Here is a 20,729-nt window from a genome sequence, read left to right as displayed (position 1 = left end):
TCCGGCGCGCCGCGGCGGCGCCCAGCGTGAAACTGTTGCGAGGAATCCGTCTGAGTTTCGCAACGGTTTCACGTTCGATGCAGCCCAGCTAGCCGATCACGGTGTCCGAACCGCGTGCCGCGTTGATCCGCTTCAGCGCGTCCTCGGTGAACACCGACAAGCCCAGATCGGGGTTGTAGCCGTGGATCTCTTTGATGTCGAGCTGGGCGAGGAAGTACAGGATCTGCTTGGACACCACCTGGCCGGGCACCAGCACCGGAAATCCCGGCGTATACGGAACCACGAATCCGGTTGACACCAGCGACTTTCCATCGGCCAGCCGGCGGCCTGCCTCCCCGATCATCACGTGCTCGCGGTCGGCGTCCTCGTAGCCGGCGTAGAACGCCGAGCGCATGTCACCGAACGAACTGGCGTCGTCGGGCTTGAACGCGCTGTCGAATTCGCTGAAGTCCGGCAACGCCGGAAGGTCCTCGGTGATCTCCTCGACGCGACGCTGATGCAGGGCGCGGTCGTCACGGCTGGCCGCGGCTTCGGTGTGGTCGAAGTCGGTGGCGACCCGGCGCAACACATCGAGCAGGTAATGCACGCTCGACCACGTAACGCCGATGGTGAAGATCAGCAGCACACTGTTGATCGATGTCTTGTTGATCTGGATCCCGAACCGCTCCATCAGGACCTTCTCGCGGAAGTCGTATCCGTTCATACCGGTCTGACCCAGGTACAGTGTGACCCGCGTCGGATCGAGCACGAATTGGTCGGAGCGCCACGCCTCGTTCCAGTCCGCCAGGGCGCCCTGGCGCACCTGCCGATACGAACTGACCGCCGACAACCGGAATTCGTTTGGCACCAAGTCGGATTCGTCGAGGATGCGGAACCACTTGCTGATCAACCGGTCCTTGCGGACCCGGTGCCGGAACACCAGCGCCATGTCGTAGACGTAGCGCACCATCTGGAAGCCCTCGATGTCGACCTGCCGGCGGGCCAGGTCCAGCGAGGCCAGCAGTTGCTGGTTGGGCGAGGTCGAGGTGTGGGTCAAGAACGCCTCACCGAAAGCGTCCCGGGACTGCGAGTTGAAGTCCTGGTCGCGGATATGGATCATCGAGGCCTGCCGCAGCGCCGACAGCGACTTGTGGGTGGAGTGCGTGGCGTACACCCGAACCCGGGCCTTACTCGGATCGGGCAACAGCCGGTGCTCACCCCACTCGCTACGCGGAATGCCCTGCATGGATTCTTTCCACTGCAGGTATTCCTGGGCGTAGACCGGCGACGCCAGCATCGATTCGAGGCGTTCGGCGGCGACCATCGCGGTGCGCTGGCGTGCCCACGGCACCGCGGTGGCGAACGCGTACCAGGCCTCGTCCCACAGGAAGCAGATGTCCGGCTTGATCGCGAGCACCTCTTCCATCACTCGCCGCGGGTTGTAGACGACGCCGTCGAAGGTGCAGTTGGTGAGCAGCAGCATGCGCACCTTGCTCAGCTGGCCGGCCGCCTCCAGATCGAGCAACGCCTTCTTGATGGTTGCCAGCGAGACCGCGCCGTAGATCGCGTACGGCTGCAGTTCGTAGGCGTCGAGGTAACGAGGGTATGCCCCGGCCAGCACCAGGCCGTAGTGGTGCGACTTGTGGCAGTTGCGGTCGATCAGCACGATGTCGCCCGGACGGGTCAGCGACTGCACGACGATCTTGTTGGCGGTCGACGTTCCGTTGGTGACGAAGTAGGTGTGGTCGGAGTTCCAGGTGTGCGCGGCCTTGTCCATCGCCTTCTTGATGTTGCCGTGCGGATCGAGCAGCGAGTCCAGGCCGCCCGAGGTGGTGGACGTCTCGGCCATGAAGATGTTGCGGCCGTAGAACTCCCCCATGTCCTGCAGGGTCTTGGAGTTGAAGATGCTGGCGCCGCGGGCGACCGGCAACGCGTGGAACTGGCCGGCCGGGCGCGCGGCGTAGGCCCGCAGGGCGTCAAAAAACGGTGTGGCGTAACGATTTCTGATGCCGGCCAGCACAGTGCTGTGCAGGTCGGTGACGTCGTTGAGCCGATAGAAGGTGCGGTCGTAAACTCCCGCGACGTCCTCGGTCTCCGCGGCGATCGACTCGTCGGTCAGCAGGTAGAGGTCGATGTGCGGCCGCAGCTCGCGGATCCACTCGCCGCACTCGATCCAGTCGTGGGTGCGGTCGGTGGCCACCACCTCGTCGTTCGGGCCCAGCAGCGTGGTCATCAGCGGCACCCGGTCCTGGGAGCGCAGCGGGATGTCGTGCCGGATGATCGCGGCCTGGATCTCGCCGTTCAGCGCGACCGCGGTGATGGCGTCCTCGACGCTGGACACCACCAGCAACTCGAACTGCACGTCGTCGGCGACGTCGCGGATGGCACGCAGGCTCTCGGCCAGCCCTTCGGGTGCGTTGACCGGCGCATCGTCGGCGAGCAGCACGGTGTAGAACTGCTGCTCCTTGGCCCGCGACACCAGCTCTTGGTCGGCCAGCGACGAGGAGGTGTCGAAAAGCGCTGCGCGATCGCCGTATTCGGAGAGCAACCGCACCGCCAGCGACACCTGCTCGGCCAGGCTGACCGTGGCCAGCTGGTCCAGGTAGCCGCAGAAGTTCGCCAGGTTCGCCGGGCCGGGGTAGATCCAGTACCGCTCGTAGGCACCGAGCCGGTTGAGCAGACGCCGCACCCGGGCCACCTCGTGGGTGGTGTCCATCCCGGCCCGGTCCACGACCGCGAGCTGGTGGCACGCGTCGTCGAGCAGATTCCAGGTGTCGATGCGCGAGTACGACGGGTTGGCCACCGCCGCCAGCGCGGAGACACACAACCGCCTCGGGTGCCTGCCGTCTCGGTCCATCACGCCAGTGTGTCCCTCCGTCAGCAGCGATGCGGGCGTTTTGTCAGCTCAACCCAGATTGTCACAACTGCCCCAACAGACTCTCGGCGGCAGCTCAGGCGTCCCATTGGTCTTCGTCGGATTTACGACCGCGGGTGAGCGGAATCCAGCGCCGCGCGGGCGCCACCTCGGTCACATCGGACAGCGATCGCACGACGGCCTGGCTCAGTGCCATGATCGCCGCCATCACCGGCAGCAGCGGCCGGAATGGCGTGGCGGCCGCACGCACGGTCTCGATGCGGCGGGCCAGCACCAGACGCTCGATCGAGTGATACAGCCACGCACCGACGCCAAGGGCGTAGATCGCCAGCGCCGCCGCGATCGCGGCCTGCCCGTACGCGGCGCACAGCACCGCACCGAGCACCACCGTCGCCGCCAGGATCCCGGAGACCAGGACGCGCAACTCCAGCCGGGTCATGAGTCGCCGGCAGCGGCGTCCACGTGTCCATCTCCGTCGTCGGGCTCGTCGGAGACCTGCTCCGGCGACGGCCGAAGGGCTTGAGCCGCGGCCCGGATCTGTGGGGTCACCAACATCACCTGCCCCAGCACGCCGTTGACGAAACCCGGTGAGTCGTCGGTGGACAACTCTTTGGCCAGTTCCACCGCCTCGTCGACGGCGACCGGGGCCGGCACGTCGTCGGCGTGCAGCAGCTCGTACACCGCAACCCGCAGGATGGCGCGGTCGACGGCCGGCAGCCTGTCCAGCGTCCACCCCTGCAAGTGCGAGGAGATCAGATCGTCGACGTGGGCGGCGTGTTCGGTGACACCGTGCGCCACGGTCACCGTGTACGGATGCGGGGGTGCCACCTCGTCGTTGGACTCGGCCAGCGCTGCGCGCGCATCGGCGGCCTGAGCCGGGGTCCATCCGCGGGCCTCGGCTTCGAACAACAAGTCGACAGCGCGCTTACGTGCCTGATGCCGCCCTTTGACAGGCCGCGCCGGACGGGCAGAATTCACGCGTTGACACGACCCAGGTAGCTGCCGTCACGGGAGTCGACCTTCAACTTGTCGCCGGTGTTGATGAACAGCGGCACCTGCAGTTCGGCGCCGGTCTCCACGGTTGCCGGCTTGGTGCCCGCACTGGAGCGGTCGCCCTGCAGCCCCGGCTCGGTGTGGGTGACGACGAGTTCGACGGTCACCGGCAGCTCGAGGTACAGCGGCGCGCTGTTGTGGAACGCGACCTGGACCGGCAGACCCTCCAGCAGGAACCGGGCGGCGTCGCCGACCAGCGACTCCGGCAACGGATGCTGCTCGTAGTCCTGGCTGTCCATGAACACGAAGTCGGTGCCGTCACGGTAGAGAAAGGTGGCGTCGCGCCGGTCGACGGTCGCGGTCTCCACCTTCACCCCGGCGTTGTAGGTCTTGTCGACGACCTTGCCCGAGAGCACGTTTTTCAGTTTGGTGCGCACGAAGGCCGGACCCTTGCCCGGTTTGACGTGCTGGAAGTCGGTGATCTGCCACAGCTGGCCGTCGATCACCAGTACAAGTCCATTTTTGAAATCGGCGGTGCTTGGCACGGTCGGTGAATCTCCTACACGATGGCCAGTTCCTTGGGGAACCGGGTGAGCAATTCCGGTGCGCTACCAAGGGCTTGCCCCGGGTCTGCCACGACAAGCGTGTCCTCGATGCGGACCCCGCCACGGTCGGGCAAATAGACGCCGGGCTCCACGGTCACCACGGAGCCCGCACGTAGTGTACCGGCGGCGGTGGCATTGATCCCGGGCGCTTCATGGATCTGCAGGCCCACCCCGTGACCCAGGCCGTGGCCGAAGTGGTCGCCGTGACCGGCTTCGGCGATCATGCGACGCGACGCATCGTCGACGTCGGCCAGCCTCGCCCCGGCTGCCAGCGCTTCCCGTCCGGCCCGCTGCGACGCACTGACCAGCTCGTATATCTCCCGCTGCCAGTCCGCGGCGTGGCCCAACACGAACGTGCGGGTCATGTCGGAGTGATAGCCGCCGACCAGCGCGCCGAAATCGATCTTGACGAAGTCGCCGGCCGCCAGCACCGCTTCGGTGGGCCGGTGATGCGGGATCGCCGAGTTGGCGCCGCTGGCCACGATCGTCTCGAAGGACACCCCGTCGGCGCCGTGTTCGAGCATCAGCGCCTCCAGCTCGCGGCCCACCTCACGCTCGGTGCGGCCAGGTCGTAAGCCGCCGTGGTCGACCAGATCGGTCAGCGCCGCATCGGCTGCCTCGCAAGCCAGTCGTAGCAGCGCCACCTCACCGGCGTCCTTGATCTCGCGCAGCGCCTCGACGGCGTACGAGGCGCGAACCAGTTCGGCCCCCTCCGACGCGGCGCTGAGGGCGTCGTATCCGTCGACGGTCACGACATGACTCTCGAAGCCCACCCGGCGCGCCTGTGCGGCGGACGCCCGACCGGCAAGATGGCGCCCACAGGCCCGTTCGATGGCGATTTCCAGGTCGGGCGCCTGCTGCGCGGCCTGCGTGCGGTAACGCCCATCGGTGGCCAAGACGGCGTCGCGGCCGTCGGCGAACACCAGCAATGCCGCATTCGACCCGGTGAAGCCGGACAGATATCGCACATTGATCAGGTCCGTGACCAGCATCGCGTCCAGATCCGCCGCCTGGAGGTGAGCTCCGAGTGCGGCTCGCCGCTGGGAATGTGTCACGTCAGCGAACGCTACTCGCTACGCTGTGGCCCCATGACTAACTGGATGCTGCGTGGCTTGGTGTTCGGCGGCGCGATGGTCGTCGTTCGGCTGTTCCAGGGCACGCTCATCAGCGTGTTGCAGACGCAGGCCACGCTGATCAGCCTGGTGTTGATGGCCTTGTTCCTGGTGGGCGTGGTCGTCTGGGGCCTGATCGACGGACGTGAGGACGCCTCGAGCAACCCCGACCCGGATCGACGTGAGGACCTCGCGATGACCTGGCTGCTGGCCGGTCTGGTCGCCGGACTGCTCAGCGGCGCGGTGACCTGGTTGATCGCGGTGTTCTACAAAGCGCTCTACGTCGGCGGGCTGGTCAACGAGCTCACCACATTCGCCGCGTTCACCGCGCTGGTGGTCTTCCTGGGCGCGATCAGCGGGGTGGCCGTCGGTCGCTGGCGCATCGATCGATCGGGCAACTACAAGCCCAAGAGCGGCAGCAGCTCGGGCGGCGACGAGGATCGCGCCGACACCGACGTGTTCGCCGCCGTCCGGTCCGACCAGGCCGGCTCGGACGGCACCGCGGTTGCCGAATGGCCACAGGAGCAGTCGACCGCGGTCGCGACCGCCGAGCGCGGCGAGTACGACGCCCCCACCGCCTACAGCCACGAGGCCGACGCGACGGCCGAGGCTCCCGCGGCCCATCGCACCGAGAAGACCGAGACACTGCCGGCCCACGAGCCGGTCACCGAGCAGATCGAAAAGCCGAAGACCGACTAGTCGTTCAGGCTCGCCAGATAACGCAGGGCCAGCACGTAGCCCTGCACGCCCAAGCCCACGATGACGCCACTGGCAATCGGGCTCAAGTAGGAGTGGTGGCGAAACTCCTCGCGGGCGAAGACATTCGAGATGTGCACCTCGACGAGAGGAGCACTCAGCTCGGCACAGGCGTCCCGTAGCGCGATGGAAGTGTGCGTCAGACCGCCGGCATTGAGGATCACCGGCTCTGCGGCGTCCGCGGCGGCGTGAATCCAATCCAGCAGCTCGGCCTCGCTGTCACTTTGCCGCACAACGGCTTTGAGACCGAGCTCGGTTGCCTCACGCTCGATCAGCGCGACGAGATCGTCATGGGTGGTGTCGCCGTAGACCTCCGGCTCGCGCCGTCCGAGCCGGCCGAGGTTGGGCCCGTTGACGATGTTGACAGTCGGCCCGCTCATCGCGTGCCCACCTCCGCGTAGGCCGCCGCCAGCAGCGCCGGGTCCGGCCCCTCGAGCCTGCCCGGCTTGGCCAGCCCGTCGAGCACCACGAACCGCAACACCCCGGCGCGGGTCTTCTTGTCGCCGGCCATCGACTCCAGGAGTTGCGGCAGCGCGTCGGCGTCGTAACTCGTCGGCAGCCCGAGTGAAGTCAAGATGTCGCGGTGGCGCTGCGCGGTCGCATCGTCGAGACGGCCTGCCAGCCGGCCCAATTCGGCGGCGAACACCATTCCCACCGACACCGCGGCGCCGTGCCGCCACTGGTAGCGCTCCCGCCGCTCGATCGCATGACCCAAAGTGTGGCCGTAGTTCAGAATTTCGCGCAGCGCCGACTCCTTCTCGTCGGCCGCGACCACTTCGGCCTTGACCGCGATGGCGCGCCGGATCAGCTCCGGCAGCACCTCCCCCGACGGGTCGAGCGCCGCCTTCGGGTCGGCCTCGATCAGGTCGAGTATCACCGGGTCGGCGATGAAGCCGGCTTTGACGACCTCGGCCATTCCGGCCGCGATCTCGTTGTGCGGCAACGTCTGCAGCGTCGCAAGGTCGACCAGCACTGCGGTCGGCTGATGGAACGCGCCGACTAGGTTCTTGCCGGCGTCGGTGTTGATGCCGGTCTTGCCGCCGACGGCCGCGTCGACCATCGCCAGCAGCGTGGTCGGCACGTGGACGATCGACACCCCGCGCAGCCAGGTGGCCGCGGCAAAACCCGCGACGTCGGTGGCCGCGCCGCCGCCCAGGCTCACCAGCGCGTCTTTGCGGTCAATCCCGATGCGTCCCAACACCTCCCAGATGTAGCCGACGACGGGCAGGTCCTTGCCCGCTTCGGCATCCGGAATCTCGATCTGGTGTGCGTCGATACCCTTGTCGGCCAAGTGGTTCCGGATGGCCTCGGCGGTCTGCGTCAACACCGGTTGGTGCAGGATCGCGACGCGGTGCCGCCCGGCGAGCACGTCGCCGAGTTCGCTCAGCAGTCCGGTGCCGATGATGACCGGGTAGGGCGGGTCGACGTTGACCTGCACGGTGATCGGATCGCTCATTTGCCTGCCTCCCGACGGGCGGCGGCCAGTGCGGCCGGGGTGGCGGGTGTCGGGGGTGGCCCGGTACGAGGTTCCGGCACGCCGGGTGTCTCTGGCGTGGTGGTGCGACGCCACGGTGGGCGACGCCGGTTGCGCGCCGCGTGGCCAGGTTTCGGGTCGTTGAGCCGGCACATGATGTGGCGGACGACGGCGCCGGGGTTGCGACGGTTGGTGTTCACCCGGATCGTGGCGACCTTCCGATAGAGCGGCACGCGCTGGGTCATCAGCGCGCGAAATTTCTCAGCCCGGTCCGGACCAGCCAGCAGCGGCCGCACGGTGTTACCGCCGGTGCGCCGAACCCCTTCGGCCGCAGTGATTTCCAGGTATACGACATTGTGGCCGGCCAGTGCGGTGCGGACCCCGGGCGTGGTGACAGCGCCACCGCCGAGTGACAGCACGCCGTCGTGGGATGTCAGCGCCGCCCGGATCACCTCTTCCTCGATCCGGCGGAACTCCTGCTCCCCGTCGGTCGCGAAGATGTCGGCGATGCTGCGTCCGGTCTGCTCCTCGATCGCCGCGTCGGTGTCGAGCATCCCGACGCCGAGCGCTTTGGCCAGCCGTCGACCGATGGTGGACTTGCCGGATCCCGGCAGTCCCACCAGCACGGCCCTGGGCGCCATTTACCCGGACGCCCGCATCTCGGTCACCGGCTCGCGTGCGGCGACCGACCGCCGGTACGCCTCGATGTTGCGCCGGGTCTCGGTCAGCGAGTCGCCACCGAACTTCTCCAGCGCCGCACGGGCCAACACCAGCGCGACCATCGACTCGACGACCACCCCGGCGGCCGGCACGGCACAGACATCCGAGCGCTGGTTGATCGCGACCGCCTCGTCACCGGTCGCCATGTCGACGGTGGCCAACGCGCGCGGCACCGTGGAGATCGGTTTCATCGCGGCGCGCACCCGCAGCGGCTGACCGTTGGTCATGCCACCCTCCAGGCCGCCGGCCCGGTTGGTCGAGCGGACCACGCCGTCGGGGCCGGGATACATTTCGTCGTGTGCGCGGCTGCCGCGTCGCCGCGCGGTTTCGAAGCCGTCGCCGATCTCGACACCCTTGATCGCCTGGATCCCCATCACTGCGGCGGCCAGCTGACTGTCGAGCCGGTTGTCGCCGCTGGTGAACGATCCCAGTCCGACGGGCAGGCCGACAACAACGGCTTCCACCACGCCGCCGAGGGTGTCGCCGTCCTTCTTGGCGGCCTCGATCTCGGCGATCATCGACGCTTCGGCGGCCTTGTCGAAGGCACGCACGCTACTGTCGTCGATCGCCGCCAGATCACCCGGTTGCGGCGGCGGACCGTCGTAGGGCTCCGAGTCGCCGATCGAGATGACGTGGGACAGCACCTCGACACCGAGCGCCTGACGGAGGAACTGACGGGCAACCGTGCCGGCCGCGACCCGGGCCGCTGTCTCGCGGGCGCTGGCCCGCTCGAGCACCGGACGGGCGTCGTCGAACTCGTACTTGAGCATGCCCGCGTAGTCGGCGTGACCGGGCCGCGGCCGGGTCAGCGGCGCATTGCGCGCCACCTCCAGCTCAGCAGCGTCGACCGGGTCCGGGGCCATCACGGTCTCCCATTTCGGCCACTCGGTATTGCCCACCTCGATGGCGATCGGGCCACCCAGGGTGATCCCGTGCCGCACGCCGCCAAGCACGGTCACCTGGTCTCGCTCGAACTTCATCCGCGCGCCGCGACCGTAGCCGAGGCGACGACGGGCCAGCTCGTCGGCGATGTCGGTCGAGGTGACGGCGACGCCGGCGACCATGCCTTCGACCAGAGCCATCAGGGCCCGGCCGTGGGATTCACCAGCAGTAGTCCATCGCAACACGGGTCCCATCTTCCCATGGCGGACCCCGACAGCGAAAAAAGTGAAACCGACACAAGTGTTTACTTACTTGCGAGTAGGGTAACTACGTTCGCGTGACTGCGGTCACACAGTCAGCGAGCGAAAGGTAGTCATGACATCGGCCTTGAAATCTGCGATGCGCTGGGCCCGGCGGCCGGCGAAAGATGTGGATTCGACATCGGGGTCTTGGGTGAACATGGTCCGCGGTTTGGCGGCCCGGGCAACGACTCCGTTGCTTCCCGACGACTATTTGTCGTTGCTGAATCCGTTGTGGTCAGCCCGCGAACTGCGTGGCGAGATCGTCGAAGTCAAACCAGAGACCGATGACACGGCAACGGTCATCATCCGGCCGGGCTGGGGCTTCTCCGGCGACTACCAGCCGGGCCAGTACGTGGGCATCGGCCTGCGTGTCGACGGCAAGTGGCATTGGCGGTCGTATTCCCTGACCTCGGTGCCGGAGCACGGCGACGGCAAAATCTCCATCACGGTCAAAGCCACGCCTGAAGGCTTCTTGTCAGCGCACCTCGTCAACGGCGTCGAGGCCGGCACCATCATTCGCCTGCAGTCGGCCAAAGGCGATTTCGCACTGCCCAATCCGCCGCCGTCGCAGATCCTGTTCATCACCGCCGGCAGCGGGATCACACCGATCATGGGGATGCTGCGGTCCCTGCGGGGACGCGGCCAGTTTCCCGACATCGTGCACCTGCACTCCGCGCCGTCTGAGGACGCCGTCATCTTCTTCGACGAACTTCGCAGCATCGAAAAAGAGGAGCGCGGTTACCGACTGCATCTGCAGCTCACCGAGTCCGACGGCAAGGTCGACTTCGGCGAGATCGACGAGCTCGTCTCCGACTGGCGGGACCGTTCGGCGTGGGCATGCGGACCCGCCCCCATGCTCGATGCCGTCGAAAAAGTCTGGAAAGACAACGACCTCGCCGACGAATTGCACATGGAGCGATTCACCATCGCCGCCACCGACAAGGGCGGTGAAGGCGGCACCGTGAAATTTGCGATCTCTGACAAAGAGGTTGAAATCGACGGCGCTACAACCATTCTCGAGGCAGGCGAGAAAGAGGGAATCCAAATGCCCTTCGGCTGCCGCATGGGTATCTGCCAAACCTGCGTACTGCCGCTCGAAGACGGCAATGTCCGCGACGTTCGCTCGGGTCAAGAACACGGCGCCGGCGACCGCATCCAGACATGCATCTCCACCGCATCCGGCAACTGCACCATCAAGGTCTAGGGAGGGACTGAATCTCATGGCTATCACTGACATCAAGGCGTACGCACACTTGACTCCGCAGGACGTCGAGGACTTGACGGCCGAACTCGACGCGATCCGCGCCGACATTGAAGAGTCGCGTGGCGAACGCGATGCCCAGTACATCCGTCGGGCAATCCAATTGCAGCGCGGACTCGCGGCTTTCGGCCGGCTGGCGCTGTTTGCCAGCAGCAGCAAGATCGCCCGGCTGGCCGGTATCACCACCCTGGCGTCGGCAAAGATCATCGAGAACATGGAGCTGGGCCACAACATCATTCACGGCCAGTGGGACTGGATGAACGACCCCGAGATTCACTCCACCGAGTGGGAGTGGGACACCACGTGCCCCTCGTCGCAGTGGAAGCGCTCGCACAACTTCGTCCACCACAAGTACACGAACATCGTCGGCCTGGATGCCGACGTGGGCTACGGCATCATGCGGGTGACCCGCGACGAGCGGTGGTCGCCCTGGATGATCGGCAATCCGATCTACAACCTCCTGCTGGGGACACTTTTCCAATGGGGCGTCGCATTGCACCACGTCGAGACCGCCAAGGTCCGCAAGAAGGAAAAGACGTGGGCCGAGGTGCGAAAAGATCTGCGCGTCATGGGAAAGAAGATGGGACGCCAGGTCGGCAAGGACTACATCGTGTTTCCGGCGCTGGCCGGCAGCAACTGGAAGCACACGCTGAAGGCCAACGCGATCGCGAACCTGATCCGCAACTACTGGTCCTACATGGTCATCTTCTGTGGGCACTTCCCGGACGGCGCCGAGAAGTTCACCCGCGACAGCTTCGAAGACGAATCGCGTGGTGAGTGGTACCTCCGCCAGATGCTGGGCTCAGCCAACTTCAACGCCGGTCCGGTCATGGCCTTCATGAGCGGAAACCTGTGCTACCAGATCGAACACCACTTGTTCCCCGACCTGCCGAGCAACCGGTACGCCGAGATCAGTACCCGTGTGCGCGCAGTGTGCGAGAAGTACGACCTGCCCTACACGACCGGGCCGCTGCTGCGTCAGTACTGGCAATCGTTCTGGACGATCCTCAAGCTGGCGGTGCCGAACAACTGGCTGTCCGCCACCCCGGACGACGCACCGGAAACCCACTCCGAACGGAAGTTTCGTAGCCGGGAGCCACGCGAGGTCAACGGCAAGCGATACGGGTTGCGCAGCGCGATCAAAGGCCGTAGCCCCGCGGCGGCCTAACCCCGGCGCAGGGTCCAGACCTGCCAGGAGCCCAGCACCAGCATCACCACCCCGGCACCGACCAGTGCCGCGTTGCCCGCACGGGTCAGTCCTAGCCAGCCGTATTCGGCGGCGGCCCATGCGAGCGGCGTCAGCACGGCGTTGGTCACCACGAAACCGGCTACCAGCCCGCGCGTCACCCTGATCCGCCGCAATCCCAGCAGCAGGATGGGCCCGAGGATGACGAAGCCGATCCCGGCGTCGAGGAGCACCGTGCGTGAGATGCCCCATGTGCGGGCCAGCGGCCCGCTCCCGACGGCCACGACCCCACCGGCGGCGGTCCAGAACACCAGATCGGCAGTGACGGACCACCGGCGGGTGGAGTCGGTGCGGTGCGTGATCGAGGTAGTTGTCATGCCTCGATGATCGGCCGCAGCTACTGCCGACTCCAGTCACGGCGCTGCCAGACACTGCCATTCACCTCGCCGAGCGTGCAGTCGTGGCGACGAATCGGCCGGAAAGTCGCCGCCATTGCACGTTCGGCGATCGCGACGAGCCCCATAATGCGCTCATGGCTGCGGACGGCTCAATGCTGGTGCCCACCTCGCTGGGGCGGTTGAACACCACCCGGGTCGGCTCCGGGCCGCCGGCGCTGCTGTGGCACAGCCTGTGGGTCGACTCGAGCAGCTGGGGACCGCTGGTCGATGAACTGGGTGCGCACCGCCAACTGCTGGTCGTCGACGGGCCCGGGTATGGCCGCAGCGATCCGATCCATCGCGACTTCACTCTGGGCGACTGCGCAAACGCCGCCGTCGAGGTGCTCGGGCAGCTCGGCGTCGACGGGCCGGTGGACTGGGTCGGCAACGCGTGGGGCGGACACGTGGGCATAACTCTGGCAGCCGGCGAGCCGTCCCGCATACGCACGCTGAGCACGATCAACGCGCCCCTGCTGCCGGTCGGTCGGCGACAACGATTGACGACGAGCTATCCGCTGGCGCTGCTCTACCGGCTGCTGGGTCCCAGCCCCATCGTCGCCAAGCCGCTGTTCGACACCCTGCTGGGCGCCGAGGCGATCGATGCGCAACCGGAACGGGCCGCCCAGATGGTCAGCGCGTTCGAGCACGCGGACCGCGGATCGATGCGGGCCACCATCCGTTTCATGCACCACTGGAAGCCGCTGACCGACAAGCTGCCCGCGATCACCGCGCCGACCCTGTTTCTCACCGGCAACGTCGACGGCCAGCAGTGGTCTCCCGCAAGCGCCGAGGCCGCCGCGGCGACGATGCCCGACGCACGCGTGGTGAGACTGCGCGGTGCCGGGCATGTGAGCCCGCTGCTGCTCGACACCGACCTGATCGCGCGCACCATCGCCGACTTCTGGCAGTCACGCTAGGACGATCGCCGCCATACTGGCCGCACACATCGACGGTCCGTGCGGCACCGACCGCGCCGACCAACCCAGCCGCGCCACCGTCGCGATCACCGCGGTCAGCAGCGGCGCGCCGATGGCCGCGAGCAGCCACACGTCGGCTCCGAAACCTCCTGTCAGCGAACCCAATCCGAGGGCAAGCTTCACATCGCCGGCGCCCATCGACCCGGGGGCCAGCAGGTGCGTCAGCAGATAGACGACCGCCAGCGCCGCGGCCCCAGCCAGTGCCGCCGGGCCATGGCCCGAGCCGACGGCGACCGAGGTGATCACCGCGAAGCCGGGCAGCGTCAGCCAATTGGGCAGCCGGCACTGTCGGAGGTCGTAACCGGCCAGCGTGGCCATCCACAGCACGGCGAGGCCAATCAGCATGCTGGGCAGGCTAATCCAGCGCGGCCTCCATCGCCGCTCGCGGAGCCGGTAGGCCTGTGAATTGTTCGACTTGCGCGAACGCCTGGTGCAGGAGCATCTGCAGGCCGCTGATCACCCGGCCACCCGCGGCGCTGACCGCTGTGGCCAGTGGCGTCGGCCACGGATGGTAGATCGCGTCCAAGAGCACCGGCGCACTGCTGAATTCGCCGGCGAAGCGGGCTGCGACCTCAGCCGGCAACGTGCTGACCAACACCTGGGCGGACGCGACCACGTCAGCGAGCGAGCCGTCGTTCAAGTCGCAGAAACGGGCTGCGGTGCCGACGCGATCGGCCAACTCGACGAGCGCCGCGGCCTTGTCGGGGTTGCGGGCGGCGATGGTGATGTCGGTGGCGCCCAGTTGGGCCAGAGCTACGACGGCCGCCGGAGCGGTGCCGCCGGATCCGGCCACCACCGCCGCGCCGCTCGCCGAACCCAATGCACCGGCCACGCCGTCGACGTCGGTGTTGTCGGCCCGCCAACCCTGCGGCGTACGCAGCAACGTATTGGCCGACCCGACCAACCGCGCCCGGTCGGTCTGTTCGTCGGCGAACCGCAGCGCGGCGAATTTTCCGGGCATCGTCACCGACAGCCCGACCCACTCCGGTCCCAATTCGCCTACCACACCGGGCAATTCATCGGCATCGCATTCGATGCGCTGGTAAGTCCAATCATTCAGGCCGAGCTCGCGGTAAGCGGCCAGATGCAGTTGCGGCGAACGCGAATGGGTGATCGGCGAACCGAGGACTGCTGCTTTCCTCGGCCCCTGACTAGCGGGCACTGTCGAGGACACCGTTGCGTTTGGCCAATTCGATATTGGCCAGATGCTGCTGGTAGTCACGGGTGAACAACGTGGTGCCCTGCGGGTCGATGGTGACGAAGTACAACCAATCACCATCCTCGGGATGCTCGGCCGCTTTCAAGGCATCGGTGCCCGGCGAGCAGATCGGCGTCGCAGGCAACCCGTCGTTGGCGTAGGTGTTCCACGGCGTGCCCTGCGCACGGTCGCCGTCGGTGGTGGCCACCTCGCGGCGGTCGAGCGGGTAGTTCACCGTCGAGTCGAACTCCAGCTTGCGGTGCTCGGCCAGCCGGTTGTAAATCACCCGAGCCACTTTCGCGAAATCCTGCGGCTTGGCCTCGCGCTGGACCAGCGACGCCACCACCAGCACGTTGTACGGGGAGATGTTCATCGCGTTGGCCGTGTCCTGCAGACCCAGCTTCATGTAGAGCTCGGCGCTCGAATTGATCAGCCTCGACACGATCTGCTCGGGCGGCGCCGCGGGGTTGATGTTCCACGTTCCGGGCGCGATGAGCCCTTCGATCCGACGGTGGTCGCTGCCCATCGCCGACACCGACGGCACCGCCCAGGGTGGCACCAAAAGCGAAGTCAGGTCTGTCTTTTCAGCTGCCGCACGCAGATCGGCATCACTCACGCAGCGCTTGTTCCCGTCCAGCTCGACGCAGCTGGCATTGGCGATCATCGTGAATATGCCGGGCGTGGTGGCGTTGGTCTTGACATCGGCGGTGTCGTCGAGCTGCTGACCCTCGGGTATGACCAGCTTGCCCACCCGGCTGCCCGGGTCGACGAGTCGCTTCACCGCCGACGCCGCCGGAAGCTCGGTGCGCAGCCGGTAGTAGCCGGGCTGGATCGCTGAAATCGCCTGATTGCCCTGCGCCGCTTCGAGAAACGCCTTGACGGTCCGCACCACGTCCTGCTTGTGCAGCGTCTCACCGATCGCCGTCGTGGAGTCTCCGGCGTGCACCTCGACCACCAGATCCTGTTTGCCGCCGCCGGCGAAGTCGTATTTCGAGCCGCCACCGTGCCACAGCCTGGAGCCGACGAAGACCGCGGCGATGACAACCCCGATCACCAGGCTCAGCAGGATCCCGCGGGTCGTCTGCCGTCGACGCCGTTCCCGCTCGGCGCGGGCCCGGTCGGCTCGCGAGGTTCGCCCGCGGGAAGCCCCTACCGCCACCGGCTCGGCCCGCGAGCCAGAGCGCCTGGCCGTACGCGCCCGGCGCTCGCGGCTGTCAGACACCGTTGACCTCCCCGGGCAGCATGGCGCGACGTTCGTCCAGCCAACCTTGCAGGATCGCCACGGCCGCCGCCTGGTCGATGACCCTACGCTGACCTTTCGCCCGAACCCCGGCCTGCCGCAGCGAGCGCTGTGCACTGACGGTGGTCAGCCGCTCGTCGGCCATACGCACCGGAACCGGCGCGATCCGGCCGGCCAACGCATCGGCCAAATCGATCGCGTCGAGTGCCGACGGGCCGGTGCGGTCGGCGAGGGTCCGCGGCAGTCCCACGATCACCTCGACGATGCCCAACTCGGTGACCAATGCGCCCAGTCGGCGCAGGTGTCTGGCCGTGCGGTCGCGGCGGACCGTCTCCACCGGGGTGGCCAGGATGCCGTCCGGGTCGCAGGTGGCCACACCGATACGCACGCTGCCCACATCAATTCCCAGCCGTCGTCCAGGTCCGGGGTCGTCGCCACCGGGCCGGTCCGGCAGTCGATGCGACGAGTCCACTCAGCGCGCCTTCGCGATCTCGGCCCGCAGCGCGTCGAGCGCCACGTCGATGCCCGCCGAATCCTTCCCCGAGCCCTGCGCGAGATCGGCCTTCCCGCCGCCGCGACCGTCGACCGCGGAGGCGAGTTGCTTGACCAGGTCATTGGCGCGCAGTCCCAGCTCCTGCGCAGCGGGATTGGCCGCCACCGCGTAAGGAACACTGCCGCCGTCACCCTCGGCGATCAACGCGACGACAGCGGGGCTCTCGCCGAGCTTGCCGCGGATGTCACCGACCAGCGACCGCAGATCCGCGGCGGTCATCCCGGCCGACATCCGCTGCGCCACCAAACGGACGTTTCCGATGTGCTGTGCCCCGGCGGCTGCGTTTGCGGCAGCTGCCCGCGCACTCGCCAATCGGTTGCGCTCGATTTCCTTCTCCGCCGCCTTCAGCCGCTCCACCAGATTCGCGACCCGGGCCGGCACCTCGTCCGACGGCACCTTGAGCGACGAGGCCAGCCCGGCCATCAGGGCGCGTTCCTTGGCCAGGTGCTTGAACGACTCCAACCCCACGTAGGCCTCGACCCGCCGCACGCCGGAACCGACCGACGATTCGCCGAGGATCGTCACCGGGCCGATCTGCGCGGAGTTGTGCACGTGGGTTCCGCCGCACAGCTCCATCGAGAACGGCCCACCGATTTCCACCACCCGCACCTGATCCGGGTAGGACTCACCGAACATCGCCATCGCGCCCATCGCCCTGGCCTTGTCCAGCTGCTCCAGGAAAGTGTGCACCTCGAAGTCAGCCAGCACGGCCTCGTTGGTCACGGCCTCGACCTGACCGAGCTGATCGGCGCTCAGCGCGCCCTGGCTGTTGAAGTCGAAACGCAGATAACCCGGCCGGTTCAGCGATCCTGCCTGAACGGCGTTGGGTCCCAACACCTGTCGTAGCGCCGCGTGCACCATGTGAGTGCCGGAGTGCCCCTGGGTCGCACCCTTGCGCCAGTCGGGATCCACCGCGGCGACGACGGTGTCACCTTCGACGAACTCCCCCGACTCCACGTTGACCCGATGCACCCACAGGCTTTTCGCGATCTTCTGCACGTCGGTGACAGCGGCCCGGGCGGTCTCGCTGGAGCCGGTGCCGCTGATGCTGCCCGCATCGGCGACCTGACCACCGGATTCGGCGTAGAGCGGCGTGCGGTCCAAAACGATTTCGACGCGGTCGGCACCGGCCGCCCCGTCAGTCCCGTGCGCTACCACCGGCACTCGTTTGCCATCGACAAAGATCCCGAGAATCGTTGCCTGTGAGGTCAATTCGTCGAAGCCGGTGAATTCGGTCGGTCCGGCGTCGACCAGTTCCCGGTAGGCCGTCAGGTCGGCGTGGGCGTGCTTTCGGGCGGCGGCGTCCGCTTTCGCGCGGCGGCGCTGCTCGGACATCAGCTCGCGAAACCCGACTTCGTCGACCTGCAGATCCGCCTCGGCAGCCATCTCCAGGGTGAGCTCGATCGGAAAGCCGTAGGTGTCGTGCAGCGTGAAGGCATCCGAACCGGACAGCGTGCCGACACCGGATGCCTTGGTGGCACCGGCCACCTCTTCGAAGAGCCGCGACCCCGATTGCAGCGTGCGGTTGAACGCGGTCTCCTCGGCGACCGCGATCCGGCTGATCCGATCGAAGTCGGCGACCAGCTCGGGGTAGGACGGGCCCATCGCATCGCGCACGGTGGCCATCAGCTCACCGACGATCGGGCCGTCAATGTCGAGCAGCTTGGCGGAGCGGATGACCCGGCGCAGCAGCCGGCGCAGCACATAACCGCGTCCGTCGTTGCCCGGGCTGACGCCGTCACCGATCAGAATGGCCGCGGTGCGGCTGTGGTCGGCGATGATCCGGTAGCGCACGTCGTCGTTCTTGTTTCCGACGTCGTAGCCGCGTGGGGCCCGATCGGCCACCACATCGATGACCGGACGCAGCAGGTCGGTCTCGTAGACGTTGGAGACACCTTGCAGCAGAAAGGCGACCCGCTCGACCCCCATGCCGGTGTCGATGTTCTTGCGTGGCAACGGGCCCAGGATCTCGAAGTTGTCCTTGCCGGTGCCTTCGCCCCGCTCGTTCTGCATGAACACGAGGTTCCAGATCTCGATGTAGCGGTCCTCGTTGGCTTCCGGTCCGCCCTCGACACCGAATTCCGGTCCGCGGTCGTAGTAGATCTCCGACGACGGACCACACGGCCCGGGGATGCCCATCGACCAGTAGTTGTCGGCCATACCGCGCCGCTGGATCCGCTCGGCCGGCAGGTCCGCGATCTCGCGCCACAGCTGCACGGCCTCGTCGTCATCCAAATAGACCGTGGCCCAGAGCTTTTCAGGGTCCAAGCCGTAGCCGCCGTCGTCAACGTTGATGGTCAACAGCGTCCAGGCCAGCGTGATCGCGTCCCGCTTGAAATAATCGCCGAACGAGAAGTTGCCGGCCATCTGAAAAAATGTGTTGTGACGCGTGGTGATCCCGACCTCGTCGATATCCGGTGTGCGAATGCACTTCTGGATACTGGTCGCGGTCGGATACGGCGGCGTGCGCTGCCCGAGAAAGTACGGGACGAACTGCACCATGCCGGCGTTGACGAAGAGCAGGTTGGGGTCGTCGAGGATCACCGAGGCGCTCGGTACCTCGGTGTGGCCCGCGTTCACGAAATGATCGAGGAACCTCTTCCTGATCTCGTGTGTCTGCACTTCTCCGCTTCCTTTACATACCGACGGGTAGCCGCCGCTTTCGACCGCATCACAGTACCGGTCGGCCTACCCCAGCCGGAAAAGCGACGAGCCAAAACGGCGTCTAGCCCTGAACGAAGGACAGGCGCACCGAACGTTGCGGGTTGTCCCGGTTCAAGTCGACCAGGACCACGCTCTGCCAGATGCCCAGGAGCGGCTCCCCCGCCTGGACCGGCACGGTGATCGACGGCGCCACTATTGCGGGCATCACATGGTCGGCCCCGTGACCGAAAGACCCGTGCGCGTGCCGGTAGCGGTCGTCTCGCGGCAGCAGTCGCTCCAGCGTGTCGATCAGATCGTCGTCGGAGCCGGCGCCGGTCTCGATGATGGCGACCCCCGCCGTAGCGTGCGGAACGAAGACGTTGCACAGCCCGTCGCCCTTCGGAGAGCAGAACGCGCGAACCGAGTCGGTCAGATCGACGATACGGCGACGCGCGGTGTTGACATCCAGCACATCGGTATTCATCCGACCAGCCTACGGAAGTGCCGTTTGACGTGCCGAGGGCCGCATCGAAAGCGCCCAGACCGACGTCAGCGAGACATTTTGCGGGAGAGGAGCACGCTGGCGTCGATTTCGGCGCCAGCGTGATGTGCCGCTCAGCGTTTGCCACACAAGGCGGCGCGCTCGAGAGTGGCCTGGGCCATCTTCACGTGGGCCGCGTCGACCAGCACCCCGTTGACGCCCACCGCGCCGAGGCCCCGCTGCTCACCTTCGCGGTAGGCCGCGACGTTGCGCTCGGCGAGCGCGATCTCCTCCTCGGTCGGCGCGTAGACCCGGTTGGCGACCTCGATCTGACTGGGGTGGATCGCCCACTTGCCGGTGTATCCCATCAGCCCGGCACGTCGCGCGTCGCGCTCGTAGCCCGCCAGATTGCCGTAGTCCGGGTACGGCGCGTCGATCGCGTCGATGCCCGCGATCCGGGCGGCGACGATCACCTTGTTGCGGGCGTAAGCCCAGAAGTCGCCGGGGTATTCGCCCAGCGGGTCGAAGTTGGTGTCGACCCGGGCGCCCTGCGACAGCGAGAAGTCGCCGACGCCGAAGATCAGCGCATCCAATCGCGGGCTCGCGACGGCGATCTCCTCGGCATTCGCCAGCCCCTCGACCTCCTCGATCAGCACCTCGAGCCGGATCTGGCGGGACAGGCCGAGCTTGGTCTCCAGCTGGGTCAGCAGCACGTCGACCCACCAGACATCGCGTGCCCGAAGCGCTTTGGGAATGATGATGGTGTCGAGATTCTCGCCCGCCTGAGTGACGACCTCGACGATGTCGTCATGGCACCACTGAGTGTCGAGACCGTTGATACGGATGGCCCGCGCGGTGCGGCCCCAGTCGAGCTCGTTGAGCGCCGCAACCACCTTCGGCCGTGCCGCCTCCTTGTGCGCGGGTGCGGTGGCGTCCTCGAGGTCCAGGAAGACCAGGTCGGCCTCCGACGCGGCAGCCTTGACGAACATGTGGTCGTTGGCGGCGGGAACGGCGAGCTCCGAGCGGCGCAGTAAAGACGTCATCTAGCGGTTTCC

General features: G+C 67.0%; 20 protein-coding genes and 1 pseudogene. 4 read left to right on the top strand and 17 right to left on the bottom strand.

All coding sequences use genetic code 11. The features are described from left to right. Positions 1-112 precede the first annotated feature (112 nt). From CYU59_RS22650 to CYU59_RS22630, 5 genes and pseudogenes are all read right to left on the bottom strand, one after another. Positions 113-2,836 (bottom strand): annotated as a pseudogene (locus CYU59_RS22650) (aminotransferase class I/II-fold pyridoxal phosphate-dependent enzyme); the annotation flags it as partial. A 94-nt stretch (positions 2,837-2,930) separates the two neighbouring features. Further along, entirely contained in the window at positions 2,931-3,293 is a 363-nt protein-coding gene (locus CYU59_RS22645) for an antitermination protein NusB (RefSeq protein ID WP_293002926.1), read from the bottom strand. After that, positions 3,290-3,832 (bottom strand): transcription antitermination factor NusB, encoded by a 543-nt coding sequence (gene nusB, locus CYU59_RS22640; RefSeq protein WP_293002924.1) that lies wholly within the window; start codon positions 3,830-3,832, stop codon positions 3,290-3,292. Before nusB ends, CYU59_RS22645 begins: the two co-directional genes overlap by 4 nt. Then, positions 3,829-4,392, bottom strand: a complete 564-nt coding sequence (efp, locus tag CYU59_RS22635) for an elongation factor P (RefSeq protein ID WP_293002922.1) — start codon at positions 4,390-4,392, stop codon at positions 3,829-3,831. Before efp ends, nusB begins: the two co-directional genes overlap by 4 nt. A gap of 14 nt (positions 4,393-4,406) precedes the next feature. After that, positions 4,407-5,507: a Xaa-Pro peptidase family protein gene (locus CYU59_RS22630; RefSeq protein ID WP_293002920.1), complete on the bottom strand. Its 1,101-nt coding sequence runs from the start codon at positions 5,505-5,507 to the stop codon at positions 4,407-4,409. Between the two features lie 33 nt (positions 5,508-5,540). Between CYU59_RS22630 and CYU59_RS22625 the strand changes: the two genes are divergently transcribed. After that, entirely contained in the window at positions 5,541-6,263 is a 723-nt protein-coding gene (locus CYU59_RS22625) for a B-4DMT family transporter (protein WP_293002918.1), read from the top strand. Here the strand turns inward: CYU59_RS22625 and aroQ are convergent. The 4 genes from aroQ to aroC are packed head-to-tail and all read right to left on the bottom strand — an operon-like array spanning position 6,260 to position 9,641. Further along, complete coding sequence (gene aroQ / locus CYU59_RS22620; RefSeq protein WP_293002916.1) at positions 6,260-6,700, bottom strand: type II 3-dehydroquinate dehydratase; 441 nt, start codon at positions 6,698-6,700, stop codon at positions 6,260-6,262. The genes CYU59_RS22625 and aroQ overlap by 4 nt on opposite strands. Then, positions 6,697-7,776 (bottom strand): 3-dehydroquinate synthase, encoded by a 1,080-nt coding sequence (aroB, locus tag CYU59_RS22615; RefSeq protein WP_293002914.1) that lies wholly within the window; start codon positions 7,774-7,776, stop codon positions 6,697-6,699. Before aroB ends, aroQ begins: the two co-directional genes overlap by 4 nt. Beyond that, positions 7,773-8,435, bottom strand: a complete 663-nt coding sequence (locus CYU59_RS22610; protein WP_293002912.1) for a shikimate kinase — start codon at positions 8,433-8,435, stop codon at positions 7,773-7,775. Before CYU59_RS22610 ends, aroB begins: the two co-directional genes overlap by 4 nt. Continuing rightward, positions 8,436-9,641 carry a chorismate synthase gene (gene aroC, locus CYU59_RS22605; RefSeq protein ID WP_293002910.1) on the bottom strand — a complete coding sequence of 402 codons (1,206 nt, stop codon included), beginning with the start codon at positions 9,639-9,641 and terminating at the stop codon, positions 8,436-8,438. 130 nt (positions 9,642-9,771) lie between these two features. Here aroC and CYU59_RS22600 point away from each other — a divergent pair, with 130 nt between their 5' ends. Together CYU59_RS22600 and CYU59_RS22595 are read left to right on the top strand one after the other, a co-directional pair. Beyond that, entirely contained in the window at positions 9,772-10,902 is a 1,131-nt protein-coding gene (locus CYU59_RS22600) for a ferredoxin reductase (RefSeq protein WP_293002908.1), read from the top strand. Between the two features lie 16 nt (positions 10,903-10,918). Continuing rightward, positions 10,919-12,127, top strand: coding sequence for an acyl-CoA desaturase (locus CYU59_RS22595; RefSeq protein WP_293002906.1), 1,209 nt, complete (start codon positions 10,919-10,921; stop codon positions 12,125-12,127). On the opposite strand, the gene CYU59_RS22590 is transcribed toward CYU59_RS22595, so the two are convergent. Next, on the bottom strand, positions 12,124-12,522 hold the full coding sequence (locus CYU59_RS22590; protein ID WP_293002903.1) for a hypothetical protein: 399 nt from the start codon (positions 12,520-12,522) through the stop codon (positions 12,124-12,126). The genes CYU59_RS22595 and CYU59_RS22590 overlap by 4 nt on opposite strands. A 155-nt stretch (positions 12,523-12,677) precedes the next feature. Here CYU59_RS22590 and CYU59_RS22585 point away from each other — a divergent pair, with 155 nt between their 5' ends. Beyond that, complete coding sequence (locus tag CYU59_RS22585) at positions 12,678-13,499, top strand: alpha/beta hydrolase (protein WP_293002901.1); 822 nt, start codon at positions 12,678-12,680, stop codon at positions 13,497-13,499. Here CYU59_RS22585 and CYU59_RS22580 read toward each other — a convergent pair. From CYU59_RS22580 to CYU59_RS22550, 7 genes are all read right to left on the bottom strand, one after another. Further along, positions 13,491-13,904: an A24 family peptidase gene (locus CYU59_RS22580; protein ID WP_293002899.1), complete on the bottom strand. Its 414-nt coding sequence runs from the start codon at positions 13,902-13,904 to the stop codon at positions 13,491-13,493. The genes CYU59_RS22585 and CYU59_RS22580 overlap by 9 nt on opposite strands. Before the next feature lie 10 nt (positions 13,905-13,914). Then, entirely contained in the window at positions 13,915-14,721 is an 807-nt protein-coding gene (locus tag CYU59_RS22575; RefSeq protein WP_293002897.1) for a shikimate dehydrogenase, read from the bottom strand. Further along, entirely contained in the window at positions 14,711-15,979 is a 1,269-nt protein-coding gene (mltG, locus tag CYU59_RS22570) for an endolytic transglycosylase MltG (protein WP_293002895.1), read from the bottom strand. The genes CYU59_RS22575 and mltG overlap by 11 nt, the downstream gene beginning before the upstream one ends. Then, on the bottom strand, positions 15,972-16,469 hold the full coding sequence (gene ruvX, locus CYU59_RS22565; protein ID WP_293002893.1) for a Holliday junction resolvase RuvX: 498 nt from the start codon (positions 16,467-16,469) through the stop codon (positions 15,972-15,974). Before ruvX ends, mltG begins: the two co-directional genes overlap by 8 nt. Next, a complete protein-coding gene (alaS, locus tag CYU59_RS22560) occupies positions 16,470-19,172 on the bottom strand; it encodes an alanine--tRNA ligase (protein WP_293002891.1) in 2,703 nt (900 codons plus the stop codon). It lies immediately after the preceding gene. Positions 19,173-19,275: 103 nt separating this feature from the next. Beyond that, entirely contained in the window at positions 19,276-19,665 is a 390-nt protein-coding gene (locus CYU59_RS22555) for a secondary thiamine-phosphate synthase enzyme YjbQ (protein ID WP_293003068.1), read from the bottom strand. Positions 19,666-19,808: 143 nt separating this feature from the next. After that, a complete protein-coding gene (locus CYU59_RS22550) occupies positions 19,809-20,717 on the bottom strand; it encodes a CoA ester lyase (protein WP_293002889.1) in 909 nt (302 codons plus the stop codon). Positions 20,718-20,729 lie beyond the last annotated feature (12 nt).

Source organism: Mycobacterium sp. (assembly GCF_002863225.1).
Classification (GTDB): Bacteria; Actinomycetota; Actinomycetes; order Mycobacteriales; family Mycobacteriaceae; genus Mycobacterium.
The sequence above is the reverse complement of the archived record's forward strand: the minus strand, read 5'-3'. Positions and strand labels throughout refer to the sequence as shown.

What these genes read in the sequence shown, in the direction of transcription:
- CYU59_RS22645 (WP_293002926.1), bottom strand. Translation starts at nt 3,293, where the DNA reads ATGACCCGGCTGGAGTTGCGCGTCCTGGTCTCCGGGATCCTGGCGGCG.
- CYU59_RS22625 (WP_293002918.1), top strand. Translation starts at nt 5,541, where the DNA reads ATGACTAACTGGATGCTGCGTGGCTTGGTGTTCGGCGGCGCGATGGTC.
- aroQ (WP_293002916.1), bottom strand. Translation starts at nt 6,700, where the DNA reads ATGAGCGGGCCGACTGTCAACATCGTCAACGGGCCCAACCTCGGCCGG.
- aroB (WP_293002914.1), bottom strand. Translation starts at nt 7,776, where the DNA reads ATGAGCGATCCGATCACCGTGCAGGTCAACGTCGACCCGCCCTACCCG.
- CYU59_RS22610 (WP_293002912.1), bottom strand. Translation starts at nt 8,435, where the DNA reads ATGGCGCCCAGGGCCGTGCTGGTGGGACTGCCGGGATCCGGCAAGTCC.
- CYU59_RS22600 (WP_293002908.1), top strand. Translation starts at nt 9,772, where the DNA reads ATGACATCGGCCTTGAAATCTGCGATGCGCTGGGCCCGGCGGCCGGCG.
- CYU59_RS22595 (WP_293002906.1), top strand. Translation starts at nt 10,919, where the DNA reads ATGGCTATCACTGACATCAAGGCGTACGCACACTTGACTCCGCAGGAC.
- CYU59_RS22590 (WP_293002903.1), bottom strand. Translation starts at nt 12,522, where the DNA reads ATGACAACTACCTCGATCACGCACCGCACCGACTCCACCCGCCGGTGG.
- CYU59_RS22585 (WP_293002901.1), top strand. Translation starts at nt 12,678, where the DNA reads ATGGCTGCGGACGGCTCAATGCTGGTGCCCACCTCGCTGGGGCGGTTG.
- CYU59_RS22580 (WP_293002899.1), bottom strand. Translation starts at nt 13,904, where the DNA reads ATGCTGATTGGCCTCGCCGTGCTGTGGATGGCCACGCTGGCCGGTTAC.
- CYU59_RS22550 (WP_293002889.1), bottom strand. Translation starts at nt 20,717, where the DNA reads ATGACGTCTTTACTGCGCCGCTCGGAGCTCGCCGTTCCCGCCGCCAAC.